General features: G+C 56.1%; 15 protein-coding genes and 1 riboswitch. Of the genes, 5 read left to right on the forward strand and 10 right to left on the reverse strand.

Features of this window, described 5'->3' with window-relative positions; translation table 11 throughout:
* Positions 1-2: 2 nt before the first annotated feature.
* From C5523_RS18715 to C5523_RS18725, 3 genes are read right to left on the reverse strand one after another with little or no spacing between them, the layout of a single operon-like run.
* Positions 3-779, reverse strand: coding sequence for an ABC transporter ATP-binding protein (locus C5523_RS18715; protein WP_039077165.1), 777 nt, complete (start codon positions 777-779; stop codon positions 3-5).
* On the reverse strand, positions 776-1,591 hold the full coding sequence (locus tag C5523_RS18720; RefSeq protein WP_039077166.1) for an ABC transporter permease: 816 nt from the start codon (positions 1,589-1,591) through the stop codon (positions 776-778). The genes C5523_RS18715 and C5523_RS18720 overlap by 4 nt, the downstream gene beginning before the upstream one ends.
* A 22-nt stretch (positions 1,592-1,613) precedes the next feature.
* Complete coding sequence (locus C5523_RS18725; RefSeq protein WP_039077167.1) at positions 1,614-2,672, reverse strand: putative urea ABC transporter substrate-binding protein; 1,059 nt, start codon at positions 2,670-2,672, stop codon at positions 1,614-1,616.
* 57 nt (positions 2,673-2,729) lie between these two features.
* Positions 2,730-2,828, reverse strand: a riboswitch (guanidine-I (ykkC/yxkD leader).
* Between the two features lie 223 nt (positions 2,829-3,051).
* Here C5523_RS18725 and C5523_RS18730 point away from each other — a divergent pair.
* From C5523_RS18730 to rimO, 3 genes are all read left to right on the forward strand, one after another.
* Positions 3,052-3,675, forward strand: a complete 624-nt coding sequence (locus C5523_RS18730) for a glutathione S-transferase family protein (RefSeq protein ID WP_108702358.1) — start codon at positions 3,052-3,054, stop codon at positions 3,673-3,675.
* A 512-nt stretch (positions 3,676-4,187) separates the two neighbouring features.
* Positions 4,188-4,547, forward strand: coding sequence for a hypothetical protein (locus C5523_RS18735; protein WP_071196050.1), 360 nt, complete (start codon positions 4,188-4,190; stop codon positions 4,545-4,547).
* A 156-nt stretch (positions 4,548-4,703) separates the two neighbouring features.
* Positions 4,704-6,029 (forward strand): 30S ribosomal protein S12 methylthiotransferase RimO, encoded by a 1,326-nt coding sequence (gene rimO, locus C5523_RS18740; protein WP_108701760.1) that lies wholly within the window; start codon positions 4,704-4,706, stop codon positions 6,027-6,029.
* Between the two features lie 39 nt (positions 6,030-6,068).
* On the opposite strand, the gene C5523_RS18745 is transcribed toward rimO, so the two are convergent.
* Both C5523_RS18745 and C5523_RS18750 read right to left on the reverse strand, forming a co-directional pair.
* Positions 6,069-7,409, reverse strand: coding sequence for an MFS transporter (locus C5523_RS18745; RefSeq protein ID WP_039077170.1), 1,341 nt, complete (start codon positions 7,407-7,409; stop codon positions 6,069-6,071).
* Between the two features lie 39 nt (positions 7,410-7,448).
* Positions 7,449-8,402, reverse strand: coding sequence for a 2-hydroxyacid dehydrogenase (locus C5523_RS18750; RefSeq protein ID WP_108701761.1), 954 nt, complete (start codon positions 8,400-8,402; stop codon positions 7,449-7,451).
* 97 nt (positions 8,403-8,499) lie between these two features.
* Between C5523_RS18750 and C5523_RS18755 the strand changes: the two genes are divergently transcribed.
* On the forward strand, positions 8,500-9,387 hold the full coding sequence (locus C5523_RS18755) for a LysR family transcriptional regulator (protein ID WP_039077172.1): 888 nt from the start codon (positions 8,500-8,502) through the stop codon (positions 9,385-9,387).
* Here C5523_RS18755 and gsiD read toward each other — a convergent pair.
* The 5 genes from gsiD to iaaA are packed head-to-tail and all read right to left on the reverse strand — an operon-like array spanning position 9,377 to position 15,653.
* Positions 9,377-10,288 (reverse strand): glutathione ABC transporter permease GsiD, encoded by a 912-nt coding sequence (gsiD, locus tag C5523_RS18760; protein WP_039077173.1) that lies wholly within the window; start codon positions 10,286-10,288, stop codon positions 9,377-9,379. The two genes, C5523_RS18755 and gsiD, sit on opposite strands and share 11 nt — an antisense overlap.
* A 2-nt stretch (positions 10,289-10,290) precedes the next feature.
* Positions 10,291-11,211, reverse strand: a complete 921-nt coding sequence (gene gsiC, locus C5523_RS18765; protein ID WP_039077174.1) for a glutathione ABC transporter permease GsiC — start codon at positions 11,209-11,211, stop codon at positions 10,291-10,293.
* Positions 11,212-11,258: 47 nt separating this feature from the next.
* Positions 11,259-12,797, reverse strand: coding sequence for a glutathione ABC transporter substrate-binding protein GsiB (gene gsiB, locus C5523_RS18770; RefSeq protein ID WP_039077175.1), 1,539 nt, complete (start codon positions 12,795-12,797; stop codon positions 11,259-11,261).
* Between the two features lie 32 nt (positions 12,798-12,829).
* A complete protein-coding gene (gene gsiA, locus C5523_RS18775) occupies positions 12,830-14,701 on the reverse strand; it encodes a glutathione ABC transporter ATP-binding protein GsiA (protein ID WP_079498290.1) in 1,872 nt (623 codons plus the stop codon).
* 10 nt (positions 14,702-14,711) lie between these two features.
* Complete coding sequence (gene iaaA / locus C5523_RS18780) at positions 14,712-15,653, reverse strand: beta-aspartyl-peptidase (protein WP_108701762.1); 942 nt, start codon at positions 15,651-15,653, stop codon at positions 14,712-14,714.
* Positions 15,654-15,856: 203 nt separating this feature from the next.
* On the opposite strand from iaaA, the gene moeA reads away from it, so the two are divergent.
* On the forward strand, positions 15,857-17,089 hold the full coding sequence (moeA, locus tag C5523_RS18785) for a molybdopterin molybdotransferase MoeA (RefSeq protein ID WP_071196043.1): 1,233 nt from the start codon (positions 15,857-15,859) through the stop codon (positions 17,087-17,089).
* Position 17,090: the final 1 nt, after the last annotated feature.

Here is a 17,090-nt window from a genome sequence, read left to right on the forward strand (position 1 = left end):
AGTTAACTCCTTAATGCGTAGACGTTATCGGGCTGCGGGTCGGTCATTTCCGCCAGACGCGCTTCATTGAGCGGAATGTCATAAGTAATGCGCGCGCCGTAGGCATTGGGTTCGTGCGGGTCGATACGCACCTTGTCGAACACCAGCAGCCGGGTGCCGAGGTTAAAGCCCTCGGAGAGATCGTGGGTGACCATAAAAACCGTCATCCGGGTTTCGCCCCACAATTGCAGCAACAGGGCGTGCATATCTTTGCGAATGCCGGGGTCGAGTGCGCCAAAGGGCTCATCAAGCAGCAACACGCGCGGTTGCATAATGAACGCCTGGGCAATAGCAAGGCGCTGTTGCATACCGCCGGAGAGCTGGGCCGGGTATTTATCCAGCGCCTGGCCAAGGCCCACTTTTTGCAGCATCCACACGGCGCGCTCCCGCGCCTCACGTTTGCTGGCGCCAAACAGACGCCCGAGGAAGCGCGCATTCGGCAACTCAAGACCAATGGTGACGTTATCGAGCACGTTTAAATGGGGAAAGACGGAGTAACGCTGGAAGACCACGCCACGGCTGCGGTCCGGCTCAGCCTGCAACGGCTTGCCATCAAGCAAAATGGTGCCGCGACTCGGCGCTTCCTGGCCCAGCAGCAGACGCAGAAAAGTCGATTTCCCGCAGCCGGATGCCCCCACCATTGAGCAAAACTCCCCGGCATTGACCCGCAGGTTGAGGCGTTCGAGCACCACATGGGCGCCATATTCTTGCCAGATATTGTTGATTTCGATAAAACTCATGCCTTCCCTCCTTCCGCCCAGGGAAAACAGGTTTTATGCAACTGGCGCAGGCCGAGGTCCATCAGCCATGCCAGCAACGTTATCCACACCACGTAGGGGATGATGACGTCCATCGCCATATAGCGGCGCACCAGAAAAATGCGATACCCCAGCCCTGCCGTTGAGGAGATGGCCTCTGCCGAGATAAGAAACAGCCAGGCCGATCCCAACAGCAGGCGCAGCGAGGTCAACAGGCGGGAGAGAAGCTGCGGCAGTACCACCCGCAGCACCAGCGTCCAGCTTGATGCGCCCAGCGTTTGCGCCTTGATCAGGATTTCCGGCGGAATTTCGCAGGCGCGATGCTCAAGGTCGCGGGCGAGCATCGGGGTGATACCAATCACAATCAGCATTACTTTTGACAACTCATCCAGCCCGAAGACAATGAACAGCACCGGCAGGATCGCCAGCGGCGGGATCATCGACAGCACGGTCATCAGCGGCGAGAGCGAGGCGCGCCACATCGGAAAGACCCCGGCGGTAATGCCCAGGCACAGACCAATCAGCGAGGCAATCGCCAGCCCGGTCAACAGACGCGCCAGGCTCACCAGCGTATCCATCCAGAAGAGGTAGTCGCCGCTGCGTTTATCCGGGGTGAACGCCATTCGCGACATTGCGTCCAGCATCTGCTGCATGCCAGGCAGCAGCTTATCCTGCGGGTTGGCCTCCAGCCGCACCGCAGAGCCCAGAAAGTACGCCGCCAGCAAAATGACGAAAGGCAGCAGAACAAGCGTCAGACGCATGCCCCGGGTCGGATGGCGGTTAATGTGTCGCATGGCGTGAGTTCCTGTCATTCGCTCAAAGCTTGCCGTCGGCGGCCATCTTCACGAAGCTGTCGTCAAAGCGCAGCTTCACGTTGGCGGCATCCCCGGCAGAAACGTTGCCCGGAAAGGCCATGCCGATGAAATCCGCACTTTGCGCGCCGTCACCCAGCAACCCTTTTTCAAAGGAGAATGCCGCGACGCGCTGCATGGTTTTCGCCAGATCCGGGGAGCTGATAAACGCCAGATTATCGGCCGGGGTGTAGAAGAGATGGGTGGTTTTAAGCTGCGCCTGATAGCCCGCCAGATCGGTGCCGGACGCCGCCGCCATGGCGCTCAGCGCCTCTTTATTCTGCGCCTTCATCTGCGCCATCATTTCGTACCATGCGCCAGTCAGGGCTTTGCCCAGCGCCGGGTTATCTTTCAGGGTCTGGGTGTTGACCACCATCATGTCGATAAGCTCGCCAGGTACCTGCGAGGAGCTAAAGACTTCGGTGGTTTTCGGCGTGCCTTTGATAACCGACAGTTGCGGGTTCCAGGCTACAGCCGCCTGCACTTTCGGGGTGGCGAAGGCAGAGACGATATCGGCATCGGAGGTATTCACCACGGTGACATCTTTTTCTGCCAGACCGGCTTTCTCCAGGCCGCGCACCAGCAGATAGTGGGAAACGGACAGTTCAGGCAGGTAGATCTGCTGGCCTTTCAGATCCTTGAGGGTTTTGCCCTCGCCTTTCATCACCACGCCGTCGTTGCCTTCGGAGTAGCTGCCGAGAATAAGCGCGGTGCTATCCACGCCGCCCGCCGCCGGTATGGTCAGCGCATCCATGTTGGTCATGGTGCAGCCATCAAACTGGCCTGCGGTATACTGGTTAATAGATTCGATATAGTCGTTGAGTTGTACGATATTGATTTTAATACCGTATTTGTCGGCCCATTTATCAATGATTTTGCTGTTACTGATGGTGCCCCACGGCATCCAGCCTGCGTAGATGGTCCAGCAGACATTGAACTCTTTCTTCACGGCGGCAAAGGTTGGGAGAGTGGTCAGCATGACCAGCGACAGCACGAGAGAGCGGAGTAATGGAGATTTCTTCATTATTGACCTCTGATTGGTACAAAAAAAGGGGGCAGCGCGACACCCACTGGTGCTGCTGTCTCCCGGGTTTTTGTCCCGCCGTGTAACCTCTCAGAGGTCGCCAGCTCTTGGACCAGACATCCGCCTTAGCGAACCGGAACCCTAGCCAGCTATTTATCAAATTGTGTGTTGCACTGCGTTAGCGTTATTGCAAGCACTATGCCAGGTTGCGATTGATGACATTTCAGTAACTTAGCGATAACTCAGGGCAAACGTACCCATTTTGGTGAACCAGAATGAGGCAGCGCACCATACTGGTGCTCAAGGGCCCTGTAGCCAGGTGATGCGCTGCTGGTGTATTGTTTTTAAACGATTAATCTCGCAAAAGGCGATTCGCGTCATGCTGAAAATATTGGGTAAAACGTCTTCAATTAACGTGCGTAAAGTGTTGTGGACCTGCGAAGAAGCGGGGCTGGCGTATTCACAGGAAGACTATGGCAGCGGCTTTGCCTCGACGCAGACGGACGCCTTCCGGGCCATGAACCCAAATGCGATGGTGCCGGTACTCCTTGATGATGACTTTATCCTGTGGGAATCCAACTCCATTTGCCGCTATCTGGCGCGTAAAGCAGGCCGCGACGATCTGCTTCCTGGCGAACCGCGAGCTTGCGCGAATGTGGAGCACTGGATGGACTGGCAGGCCACCGACTTTAATAGCGCATGGCGCTACGTTTTCCCGGCACTGGTGCGTAAAAACCCTGACTACAACGATCAGAATGCGGTTGCCGCCGGTATCAGGGAGTGGAATCACTGCGTCGGTATTCTCGACCAACAGTTGCAACGCACAGGCGCCTGGGCCGCCGGGGAGACGTTCACTCTTGCCGATATCGTGCTGGGATTGTCGGTGAACCGCTGGAAGATGACGCCCTTTGAACACCCGGATTTCCCGGCAGTGGAGGCATGGTTTGAACGCTTAAATCTGCGCCCTGCTTTCCTGCGCTATGGAAATAACGGTACCCCGTGATGCAACGCTTTCTATGTAGAGATATATAGAGAGTAGAGAAAATCCCCATGTGCATGAAATCCAGGCTCTGCTCATGGGGGCATGCAAATGCATGATGCTTTACGCCGCCACTGTTTCACACGGGCGTTCACACGAGCGCAGCGGCACAAATCATACTCTGTCTGATTTTTATACTATGTTGACGGCCATCACAACGCACATTTAGCCAAAATTTAGCGATAAATATGGCAGACAAGATATCATTAGCAAGCTATTATTTAGCTCGTAAATCATTATGTTTCTGCGTAATTCCGTGTTGTCTCTATGCCGTTCGTCCGAGCGGCTTTTTTTTGGTTTTTATATTTACACGCAAACACCGGAGCCTTTTCGGTGCAAATTCAATCCGCAGAGATATCCTTTAGAGGTATTTCCCCCAGCCCGATTTCGTACCCCGAAATACCCCGTTAACGGTTTATGAAGAACCACGAAGTGCGTGTTATGTTAATGCCATACACCGTATTACAAGGGTCGCTATGAACACGTTTCCGCTGCCAGTCGCTATTCATAAGCACAATGCAGATTCCGCCGTACAGCTTCAGCATTATCTTGAGCAAAACCGACAAAATCCGGCGCTTATCCCTATTCTGAACATGGACTTAACCTTCATCAGCCCGCATGCGCGCTCAACCAACGATTTCGTTATCAGCAGGGTTGAGCATCTACACGACAATACTTACGTCCTTTATTATCAAATTAACTACTTCATCTTTAATTTATGCCAGGACATGAATATTGAAGATGTTTATGAAACCAGTATCAGCTTCAATGTCGTTCAGGATTATTTAGCGTTTACCGTTATTCATGCTGACCGGGATACGGTTGATGAATTTTGATAGCGGCAATTTTCGTCGTATTAAATTATAACGAAGCCGTTGCCAGGCAGGCAGTCGTTTTTTCACCCTGCCCGGCCGAGAATCCTCTATAAATCTCCCGGCGTTATCTGTACAATCCCTGCCCTGAGTATCCCTTAACTGATTATTTTTTGAACTATGAGCAATGTGACCCTGCAGCCGAAAATCGGCTTTGTTTCTCTCGGTTGCCCGAAAAACCTCGTTGACTCCGAGCGCATCCTCACCGAACTGCGCACCGAAGGCTATGACGTGGTACCGAGCTACAACGACGCCGATATGGTTATCGTCAACACCTGCGGCTTTATCGACAGCGCGGTACAAGAGTCGCTGGAAGCCATTGGCGAAGCTCTTAATGAAAACGGCAAAGTGATTGTCACCGGCTGTCTGGGCGCCAAAGTCGATCAGATTCGTGAAGTCCATCCAAAAGTGCTGGAAATCACCGGTCCGCATAACTACGAGCAGGTGCTTGAGCATGTGCACCACTATGTGCCGAAACCGAAGCACAACCCGTTCCTGAGCCTGGTGCCGGAACAGGGCGTCAAACTGACCCCTCGTCATTACGCGTATCTGAAAATTTCCGAAGGCTGCAACCATCGCTGCACCTTCTGCATTATTCCCTCAATGCGTGGCGATCTGGTAAGCCGTCCTATTGGCGACGTTTTAAGTGAAGCCAAACGTCTGGTGGATGCGGGTGTGAAAGAGCTGCTCGTTATCTCCCAGGACACCTCCGCCTATGGCGTGGACGTGAAGCACCGTATGGGCTTCCACAATGGCGAACCGGTAAAAACCAGCATGGTTGGTCTGTGCGAACAACTGGCAAAACTGGGTATCTGGACGCGTCTGCACTACGTCTACCCTTACCCGCACGTTGATGATGTCATTCCGCTGATGGCAGAGGGCAAAATCCTGCCGTATCTGGATATTCCGTTGCAGCACGCCAGCCCGCGTATCCTGAAACTGATGAAACGTCCTGGCTCCGTGGATCGTCAACTGGCGCGCATCAAGCAGTGGCGCGAAATCTGCCCGGAACTGACCCTGCGCTCGACCTTCATTGTCGGCTTCCCTGGCGAAACCGAAGAAGATTTCCAGATGCTGCTCGATTTCCTCAAAGAAGCGCGTCTGGACCGCGTTGGCTGCTTCAAATACAGCCCGGTAGACGGTGCGACCGCCAACGAACTGGCCGATCAGGTGCCGGAAGAGATCAAAGAAGAGCGCTGGAACCGCTTTATGCAGCTCCAGCAGCAGATTTCCGCTGAGCGTCTGCAGGAAAAAGTGGGCCGCGAAATTCTGGTCATTATCGATGAAGTCGATGAAGAAGGGGCAATTGGCCGCAGCATGGCGGATGCACCGGAAATCGACGGTGCGGTCTATCTGAACGGGGAAACGAAAGTGAAACCGGGCGATATCATCCGCGTGAAAGTCGAAAACGCCGACGAGTACGATCTGTGGGGTAGCCGCGTCTAACCCTGTCGCCGCCTGTTTCCAGGCGGCGCCTTTCTCTCTTTATGCCGCGTCAACACGTTCAAAGCGTGTCGCAATCACTACGTAACTCACCACCGCCAGCACACCGTGCGCCGCCACAAACCACAACGCGTTATTAAACGAGCCGGTCACCGTCACCACATAACCGATCACCAATGGTGTCACGATCCCGGCAATATTACCGATACCGTTAAACACGCCACCGCACAGGCCAATCATGGTTTTCGGCGCAACATCGGACAATACCGCCCAGCCCACGGCCGCGAAGCCTTTACCGAAGAACGCCATTGCCATCAGGAAAATTACCGCGCTATTACTGTCGACGAAATTGGCGAATACCAGCATAGTGGACAGCCCCATTCCCAGCACAAAGGGTGTTTTACGGGCACAGGAAGGATGCATGCCCCGGCTAATCAGAATATCAGACAGATAGCCCCCCAGCAGACCGCCGGTAAAGCCACAGATGGCAGGCAGTGCGGCAACCCACCCCGCCTGCATGATGGTCATACCGCGCCCCTGAATCAGGTAGATAGGGAACCAGGTAATAAAAAAGTAGGTCAGCGCGGTAATACAATACTGCCCCAGATAAATGGCCCACAGGTTGCGGTTGGTAAACAGACATTTGGCATCGCGCAGCGAGGTTTTCTTCGCCTTTGCCGCCCCTTCACTGTCCAGATCCACCAGCGCCCCGCCCTCGCGCATCAGGTTTTTCTCTTCTTCTGTCAGACGCGGGTCTTTATGCGGCTCCTTATACCAGGCAAACCAGACGGTCGCCAGCACCAGCCCCACTCCCCCCATCCACAGAAACACATGCTCCCAGCCCCATGCATGGGTCAGCCAGGCCATGATCGGCGTGAAGACCACTACCGCCATGTATTGCCCGGAGTTAAACAGCGCCGAGGCCACGCCACGCTCACGCGTCGGGAACCAACTGGAGACGATACGGGAGTTTGCCGGGAATGCGGGGGATTCCACCAGGCCCAGCATGAAGCGCATCAGAAACAGGGTCATTGCCGCCAGACTACCGGTCATCCCGATCCAGCCCACGGTGCCCTGTAGCATAGTGAACACGGACCACAGCACCAGACTCATGCCGTAGACTTTTTTGGCACCAAAGCGGTCCAGTAGCCAGCCGCCGGGGATCTGCCCCAGCGCGTAGGCCCAGGCGAAAGCGGAGAAGATCATCCCCAACATCATCGGGTCGAGGCCCAGCTCTTTCACTACCGAGGTGCCAGCAATCGACATGGTCGCGCGGTCGGCATAGTTGATAACGGTGATGATGAAAATCAACCCCAGCACCCAATAGCGGTGATGTCCGACCCGTTTGACCTGCTCCAGCGAGACATCCATTTGTTTGCTCATTGTTTTCTCACTTTTATTTGTAGGGTTCAGAAACGATGGCTATACCCGGTGTGGCGGCACGTTGCCGCTAAAACAGGCCGCCAGATTCGCCAGCACAATGTTGCCCATCTCCAGGCGAGTCTGAACGGTCGCGCTGGCGCGGTGCGGCTGCAGGGTGACATTATTGAGGGTGAAAAAGCCTTCCGGTACGTGCGGCTCATGGGCAAACACATCCAGCCCGGCTCCGGCAATACGCTTGTGGGTCAGGGCATCAAGCAGCGCCGCTTCATCCACCAGCTTGCCGCGCGCCACATTGATGAAATAGCCCTCGGGCCCCAGCGCCTCCAGCACCGACTCACTGATGATCACCTCGCCGCTATCGGCAGAGGCCGCAAGCACCAGAACATCTACTTCCTGCGCCAGCGCCTGAATATCAGCAATAAAGGTGTAATCAAGGGCGGCAATCGGCGCGAGGTCGGTATAGAGAATACGGGCGTCAAAGGCGGCGACCCGTCTGGCAATGGCCTGGCCAACACGCCCCATGCCGATAATCCCCACCGTCGTGCCAGTGACTTTGCGCGCCAGCGGCAGGTTGGTTTGCGGCCAGCGCCCCGCACGGACGACCTGCTCACCTTCGCTCATTTGTCGCAGGGTGGAAATCAACAGGCCCAGCGCCATATCCGCCACGTCATCGGTCAGCACGCCGGGTGTGGTGGTGACATAGATACCGTGCTTTGCGGCATACGCCAGGTCGACGGCATCTGTGCCGATACCGCTGATGGCGATAATTTTAAGCGCCGGCAGACATTCCATTATCTCCCGGGAAAGCCCTTTTGCGCCGCCGGTCACCACGCCTTCAATCCGTGGGCCAATATCTGCCAGCATTTTTTGCGGCTCGCTCGCCTGGTAAAGACGATGCACTTCGTAATCGCGCCGTAATATTTCATCAATTGGTGCTGGCACCGCCTGGGTTAATAAAATGTGTGTTTTTTGTTGAGCAATATTATTCGTCATATCTATCATCCGTCGCGTAGTTAATAACCAGATGATGGACAGGGCAATAATTCATGTCTAATATAAATCCGGTATTCATTAATATAAGAATTGAATTATGGATTTACATCAGTTGCGTTGTTTCATCGCCGTTGCTGAAGAATTGAACTTCGGACGCGCCGCAGCCCGCCTACATATGACCCAGCCGCCGCTCAGCCGCCAGATACAGCTTCTGGAGAAGAGTCTGGGCGGAGCGTTGTTTGAAAGGAATAACCGTCACGTGCAGCTTACCCATATGGGTCAACATTTGCTGACGGAGTCACGATTAATACTGAAATTAGCAGACCGACTTGAATCCTCCGTTCAGCAATGCGCATCCGGCGAAATCGGCACGTTATCTATGGGATTTACGGCGGTATTTGCCTGGAGTTTTATTCCGCAGTTGCTTAAAGCGCTGTCGGTGAAATTACCGGGGGTGGATTTCCGTCTATTTGAGCAGGTCTCGCACAAACAAATTAGCTCTGTCGAAAATAACAGTATTGACGTTGGTTTTGTGCGCCATGTCCCACCCAACCCACTGCTGGCGTATCAGCCTCTACAGGGGGAGACATTTGTCGCCGCCTTTCACTGCGATCACCCGCTGGCACGCAAGCGAAAAATTCCCCTCAGCGCCTTTAACAATGAGCCCTTTTTTCTCTACAGCCCGGATGAAGCGCGCCACTTTTACGACCGCATTACCGACCTGTTCGTCTTTAACGACATCACGCCGGATTTTAAATATCAGTTGGCCCAGACCCACACGATCCTCGGAATGGTGAATGCCGGGCTCGGATGCGCCATCGTGCCTGCATCATCGCGCGCGCTGGGCATGGCCAATGTCACCTTTATGAACATCGAAGGGGTCAATATTCAGGCACACAACTTTCTGGTGTACTCAAAGGCCAATCCAAACCCGGTGCTTCCCGCGTTTCTCAAGGCCCTGAGTGAGGTATTAATTACCCTTTGATTTTGGGATCCAGCGCGTCCCGGAGCCCGTCGCCCAGCAGGTTAAACGCGAGCACGGTCAGGAAAATCGCCAGGGAGGGGAACAGCGCGACATGGGGAGCAATCACCATATCCGCGCGTGCTTCATTGAGCATGGCGCCCCACTCCGGTGTGGGCGGTTGCGCCCCCAGTCCGAGGAAGGAGAGGCTCGCCGCCGAAATGATCGACGTGCCGATACGCATCGTGAAATAGACGACGATCGACGACACCGTACCCGGCAGAATATGGCTAAACAGAATGGTCATATCGCTTGCGCCAATACTGCGCGCCGACTCGACAAAGGTCTGGTGTTTAAGGACCAGAGTATTGCCGCGCACCAGCCGGGCGAAAGCCGGAACAGAGAAAACCGCCACGGCAATGATGACATTCGCCATACCGCTGCCCATCACCGCTACCACGGCAATCGCCAGCAAAATACCGGGAAAAGCGAACAGCACATCGCAAATGCGCATGATGATGCGATCCCACCAGCCTTCGTAATACCCGGCCAGCAAACCCAGCACGGTACCAATCAGCGCGCCAATCAGTACCGCCAGCACCCCGGCTGCGAGCGAAATTCGCGCCCCCAACAGCACGCGGCTAAAGATATCGCGGCCCAGGGAATCCACGCCAAACCAGTGCAATGGCGATGGTCCGTCATTAAGGCGGTCGTAATCGAAATAGTTTTCGGCATCGAAGGGGGCAATCCAGGGGGCGACGATAGCCAACAAAATCAGAATCAGCACAAACAACCCGGCGGTCATCGCCAGGGGCTGACGACGAAAACGCCGCCAGAACTCATGCCACGGGGTACGCACCTGGTCCGGTTTCAGCCCAGGCATGGCGTTTAAAATCGCCGCTCGACGCCAGTTTAACAATCGCATCCTTACTTGTACCTGATAGCGGGGTTAATGGCGGCGTACAGCACATCCACCACTAAATTAATAAGAATAAACTCCAGCGAGAAGAGCAGAACTTCCGCCTGGATAACCGGATAATCGCGCATATCAACGGAGTCCACCAGCAAACGCCCGAGGCCGGGCCAGTTGAACACTTTCTCGACGACAATCGAGCCGCCAAGCAAAAAGCCGAACTGTAGCCCCATCATGGTGATCACCGGGATCAGCGCATTGCGCAGGCCATGCTTGAGTATGACCCATTTTTCGCTGAGCCCTTTGGCGCGCGCGGTACGCATGTAGTCTTCATTGAGCACATCGACAAAGGACGCGCGGGTAAAGCGCGCCATTACCGCGGCCACGGCGGCCCCCAGCGTTATCGACGGCAAAATATAGTGCCGCCAGCTATCGGCCCCGACCGTCGGCAACCAGCCCAACTCCACGGAGAAAACCTGCATCAGCAGCATGCCCAGCGCAAAAGCCGGAAAGGAGATCCCGGTCACCGCCAGCGCCATGCCGAGCCTGTCCGGCCAGCGGTTACGCCATACCGCGGCGGCAATCCCCGCCACCAGGCCAAACAGCATCGCCCAGGTCATACTGGCGATGGTCAACCAGAACGTCGGGAAAAAGCGGCTGGCGATCTCTTCCACTACCGGACGGCGGGAAGCCATCGAGATACCGAAATCACCCTGCAGCACATTAACAATGTAGTGCCCGAACTGGATATAGAGCGGCCTGTCGAGACCTAATTGCTGGCGTACCAGCCCAATCACCTGCTCATCGGCCTCCGGCCCGGCGATCAACCGTGCCGGATCGCCCGGTAAGAGGTGAACAAATAAAAACACCAGTACCGCCACGATCAGTAGCGTCGGGATAAGACCCAGAAGGCGTTTCAAAACATAATTCAGCATCGTCTCTTCCGTCACTCCCCTCTCACGAAGAGAGGGGACATGCGCTCTTATTTCAGGTCGGCCTCGTCAAAGCTAAAGCCGGTGTCCGGCATGATGTAGAACCCTGTCAGGTTCTTGTTGTGAGCGGAAACCAGCTTCTCCACCACCAGCGGCACCCAGGGGGACTCTTTCCAGATGATATCCTGCGCATCCTTGTAGAGCCTGGTTTTTTCCTCATTATTGGTGGTTTTCAGCGCGTCGGCCAGGTCTTTATCCACCTGCGGGTTGCTGTAGAACGCCGTGTTGAAGAGGGTTGGCGGCCAGTTCTGCGAGGCGAACAGCGGCGACAACGCCCAGTCGGCTTCCCCGGTCGACGCCGACCAGCCCGTGTAGAACATCCTCACGCCGCTCTCTTTCTGCCCTTTCGCTTCCACTTCCGCCGCACGCTGTCCGGCATCCATCGCCGTCACCTGCGCTTTGATACCCACCTGCGCCAGTTGCTGCTGGGTAAACTGCAGCACTTTTTGCGCGGTACTGTGGTTATGCGATGACCACAGCGTGGTGCTGAACCCGTTTGGATAACCAGCCTCTTTCAACAGTTCGCGGGCTTTTGCCGGATCGTAAGGCCACGGCTGATAGGTTTGCGCATTCGCCAGTGACGGTGGAACAATGCCGGTTGCCGGTGTTGCATACCCGGCAAACGCCACTTTCACCAGCGCCTGACGGTTAATGGCGTAGTTGATGGCTTCACGAACTTTCGGGTTGTCGAACGGCTTTTGCGTTACGTTCATGCTGATGTAGCGCTGCATGATCGAGGGGCTGGCCACCAGCTCCAGTTTGCTGTTTTTCTGCAGCACCGCCGCCTGCTCATAGGGAATCGGGAAAGCGAACTGCGCTTCGCCCGTCTGCAACATCGCCGCTCGGGTATTATTGTCGACCACCGGACGCCAGGTGATGGTGTCCAGTTTAGGCAGCCCTTTTTGCCAGTATCCGGCGAATTTCTTCACCTTCACAAAGTCGGTCTGGTTCCAGGTGTCCAGTTCATAAGGACCTGTCCCCACCGGGTGAAAACCAATGTCCTTACCGTATTTTTCCAGCGCGGCAGGCGAGATCATCGCCGTCGCCGGATGGGCCAGGATATTGATAAAGGCCGAGAACGGCTGTTTCAGGGTGATTTTGACCGTTGTCGCATCCACCGCATCGGTTTTGGCGATGTTTTTATAGAGGTTGTAGCGCTTGAGCGCATTTTCCGGATTACTCGCGCGATCGAGGTTCGCCTTCACCGCCTGGGCGTTAAAGTCGGTTCCATCCTGGAATTTCACTCCCTGACGCAGCTTGATGGTATATACCAGCCCGTCATCCGACACCGTATAGCTTTCGGCGAGCACATTATGCAGCTTCATGTCTTTATCAAGGCCAAACAGCCCCTGATAAAATGACTTAGCGACAGCCTGCGACAATGTATCATTGGCATTGTAGGGGTCGAGAGTGGTGAAATTTGACGCCACTGCGACCACAACATCTTTGGCAGCCAGTGCTGGCGCGGCGCTCAGCGCGATGGCAACTGCGAACGCAATCTGCCATTTACGTGGTAAAGGTTGTGTCATGTTGTTCTCCTGAGTGTCCCTGCCTGTTTCTGTCAAAAACGTGATTGTGTGCTGCCCGGTGTCGAACGGGCGACGAAATGACCCGGGCCGATGTTATGTAACTGCACACGCTGTACCGTCTCGCCGCGTTTATGGATGTTGCTGGGGATTTCATCCGACAACAACACCCGTTGCGCCCTCGGGTGAGACGGGTCGGCCACCGGAACGGCGGCCATAAGTTTACGGGTGTAAGGGTGCTGCGGGTTCTCAAACACGGCGCGACGTGGGCCAATTTCCACAATCTGACCGAGATACATCACCGCCACACGGTGGCTGATTCGCTCCACAACCGCCATGTCATGAGAGATAAACAGAAACGCAATCCCCATCTCCCGTTGTAAATCGAGTAACAAATTAATGATTTGCGCACGGATCGAGACATCCAGTGCCGAAACCGATTCGTCTGCCACCACCACGCGCGGGTTTAAGGCCAACGCTCTGGCAATACAGATACGCTGGCGCTGACCGCCGGAAAACTCATGGGGATAACGCCACGCATGTTCCGGTTTCAGCCCGACACGTTCCAGTAACCACAGCACGCGCCGCTGGGCATCTTCTTCATTCATTACGCCATGCACCCGCAGCGGCTCCATGATGGAATAGCCCACGGTCTGCCGGGGGTCGAGGGAGGCGTAGGGATCCTGAAAAATAAACTGAATGTCCCGACGCAGTGGCTGCAACTTACTGTCGGGAAGCGTATCGATACGCTCGCCTTTAAAGGTAATCACCCCGCTCTGGCTTTCCACCAGCCGCAGCAGCGCCCGCCCGGTCGTCGACTTGCCGCAGCCGGACTCCCCCACCAGCGATAACGTTTCGCCGGGCCACAGGTCGAAGCTCACCCCTTCCACCGCATGCACTTCTCGGGTGACGCGATTTAACACCCCGCTGCGCAGCGGGAAGCGCGCCACCAGGTCGCGAACCTGCAGAATCGGCTCGCCCGCCACCACGGTGTCCTGCTCGGTTTCCGGCTCCTGATTTTCAGGATGTTGTAACGAAACCAGCGGAAAACGACGCGGCAGATCGCTGCCGTTCATCGCGCCAAGGCGCGGCACCGCCGCCAGCAAGGCTTTCGTGTAAATATGCTGCGGTGCGCTAAAAATCTCTTCTACGGTGCCGGTTTCCACCGCTTCGCCCTGATACATCACCAGCACGCGGTCGGCAATATCCGCCACAACCCCCATATCGTGGGTGATAAAAATCACCCCCATCGCCATCTCTTTTTGCAGCACGGCGATAAGTTGCAGAATCTGCGCCTGGATAGTGACATCCAGCGCCGTGGTCGGCTCATCGGCAATCAGCACCGCCGGACGGCAGGAGAGCGCCATTGCAATCATCACCCGCTGGCGCATACCGCCGGAAAGCTGATGCGGATAACGAGACAAAATGGCCTGTGATTCAGGGATGCGCACCAGGTCCAGCATTCGCCGGGCTTCCGCTATCGCCTCTTCTTTGCCCAGCCCCTGATGCAGACGGATGGATTCGGCAATTTGCTCACCCACCGGAAAGACCGGATTCAGTGAGGTCATAGGCTCCTGAAAAATCATAGCAATGTCGGCCCCACGCACGCCGCGCAGGCGAGAGGCGTTGAGCGTCGCCAGATCGACACGCTCCCGGTTACGGCGCAACAGGCGCATATGATCGCAACTCACCTCGCCGCCGGATTGTTCCAGCAGGCGCAGTAGCGACATGGCGGTGACCGACTTACCGGACCCCGACTCCCCGACAATCGCCAGCGTTTCACCGCGTTTGAGGGTAAACGACAGGTTACGCACCGCCTGGGTGAGCTGTTTGTCATGGCGAAACGCGACATTCAGATTGCTGACATCCAGCACCACATCGGCGTCTGTTTCATACCCGTGCGACACCCTACTCTCCTTATTCACGATAAATCCCTACGCTTGGCGCATCTCCGGCATAGCCCCAGGCGCGATACATCCCTTCACTGTTAAAAGGCAGTGCAATGTTACCTTCACGATCGACGGCAATCAGGCCGCCGCTACCGCCCAGCGCAGGCAGTTTTTCCATTACCACCGCCTCACAGGCTTCGTGCAGGCTTAAACCACCGTAATCCATTAACGCGGCGATATCATAGGCAGCCAGCGTGCGAATAAACACCTCCCCGGTTCCGGTGCAGGAGACCGCCACGCTGGCGTTGTTGGCATAACATCCCGCGCCGGGCAGCGGGCTGTCCCCTACCCGACCCGGTAATTTATTGGTCATTCCCCCTGTCGAAGTCGCCGCCGCCAGGTTTCCCTGCTTATCCAGCGCCACCGCACCGACGGTGCCCATTTTTTTCGTTTCATCCAGCGGCGCACCGCCATGATCCAGCACGGTCTGCCCCTCCGCGCGGGCGGCAAGAAGCTGCTCGTAACGCTCCGGCGTCGAGAAAAGCTCGGGCGATACCGGCTCCATCCCTTCGGCAAAGGCGAAGTTCTCCGCCCCTTCCCCCACCAGCAACACATGGGGGCTGCGCTCCATCACCAGACGCGCCGCCAGCACCGGATTACGTAAGCGGCTTACACCGGCGACGGCACCCGCGCGCAGTGAATACCCGTCCATCACGCAGGCATCCAGCTCATGGGTTTCATCGCGGGTAAAAACAGAACCAATGCCCGCGTTAAACAGCGGACACTCTTCGAGTAAGCGCACGGCCTCGGTCACCACGTCCAGCGCGCTTTCACCAGCATTGAGCATCTTCTGGCCGGTTTCGACAATGGCCGATAGTGCGGCAATGTACTGCCGTTCTTTTTCCGGGCTCAGTTGCGCGCGGGAGATGGCCCCTGCGCCACCGTGAATTGCAATTACCGCTTTGGTCATTTTTTTATCGCCCGGTCAGGATAGCTTGCTGCTTTTTCTATAAATATCATTATCGTCGTCACAGCTTCATACAATTTTTGAATATAGAAAGTCGATCCTGCGATGTAAAGCAGGCATCTCACTATGGCTCTTGAGGAGTACATGCAGTCAGGCCTCATTTTCTGCCATAATGGCTCCTTTCACGCGTGGTGCTGGAGTAAATTATGGAATATACCGCAGGCTTGATCCCGCTGGATTCAGCCCTGGCGCAAATGCTGTCCCGCATTTCGCCACTCACCGAGAGCGAAACCCTACCGTTGCTGAGCTGTTTTGGTCGCGTTGTGGCGCAGGATGTGATTTCGCCGCTGAATGTGCCGGGCTTTGACAATGCCGCCATGGACGGTTATGCCGTACGCCTGGCCGATCTCGAAAAAGGTGAACCGCTGCCGGTTGCCGGAAAAGCGTTCGCCGGGCAGCCCTTTCACGGCGAGTGGCCTACAGGCACCTGCGTGCGCATCATGACCGGTGCCCCTGTACCGTCTGGCTGCGAAGCCGTAGTGATGCAAGAAGAGACTGAGCAAACCGACGCGGGCGTGCGCTTTACCGGTAAGGTTAAAGCCGGGCAAAACATCCGCCTGTTGGGTGAAGATATTCGCGCGGGCGCCGCCGTGTTCAGCGCCGGGAAGAAACTGACCGCCGCCGAACTTCCGGTGCTCGCCTCACTGGGCATTGCCGAGGTGCCAGTCGTCCGTAAAATCCGCGTGGCGCTCTTTTCCACCGGCGATGAGCTGCAACTGCCTGGTCAACCGCTGGCGGACGGACAAATCTACGATACCAATCGCCTGACGGTTCACCTGATGCTGGAACAACTGGGCTGTGAGGTCATCAACCTTGGTATCGTGCGTGACGATCCGGCCACACTGCGCGAAACTTTTATCACGGCTGACCAGCAGGCCGACGTGGTGATAAGCTCCGGCGGCGTGTCGGTGGGGGAAGCGGATTACACCAAAACTATCCTGGATGAGCTGGGTGAAATCACCTTCTGGAAGCTTGCTATCAAACCTGGCAAACCGTTCGCCTTCGGCCATCTCAAGAATAGCTGGTTCTGTGGCTTACCCGGTAACCCGGTCTCTGCCGCGCTGACCTTCTACCAGTTAGTACTGCCGCTGCTGGCGAAGCTGAGCGGTAATACCGCCAGCCCACTGCCGCTACGCCTGCGCGCCCGTGCGGCAACCCGCCTTAAGAAAACACCGGGTCGCCTTGATTTCCAGCGCGGCATCCTCAGCCGTGATAGCGACGGAGAGCTGATTGTCAGCACCACCGGCCCGCAAGGTTCACATATTTTCAGCTCCTTTAGTCAGGGCAACTGCTTTGTGGTGCTGGAGCGTGAGCGCGGTCATGTGGAAGCCGGTGAATGGGTCGAGGTTGAAACCTTTAACCATCTCTTCGGAGGCTAAG

The sequence above is a fragment of the Phytobacter sp. SCO41 genome, from assembly GCF_003073275.1.
GTDB lineage: Bacteria > Pseudomonadota > Gammaproteobacteria > Enterobacterales > Enterobacteriaceae > Phytobacter > Phytobacter diazotrophicus.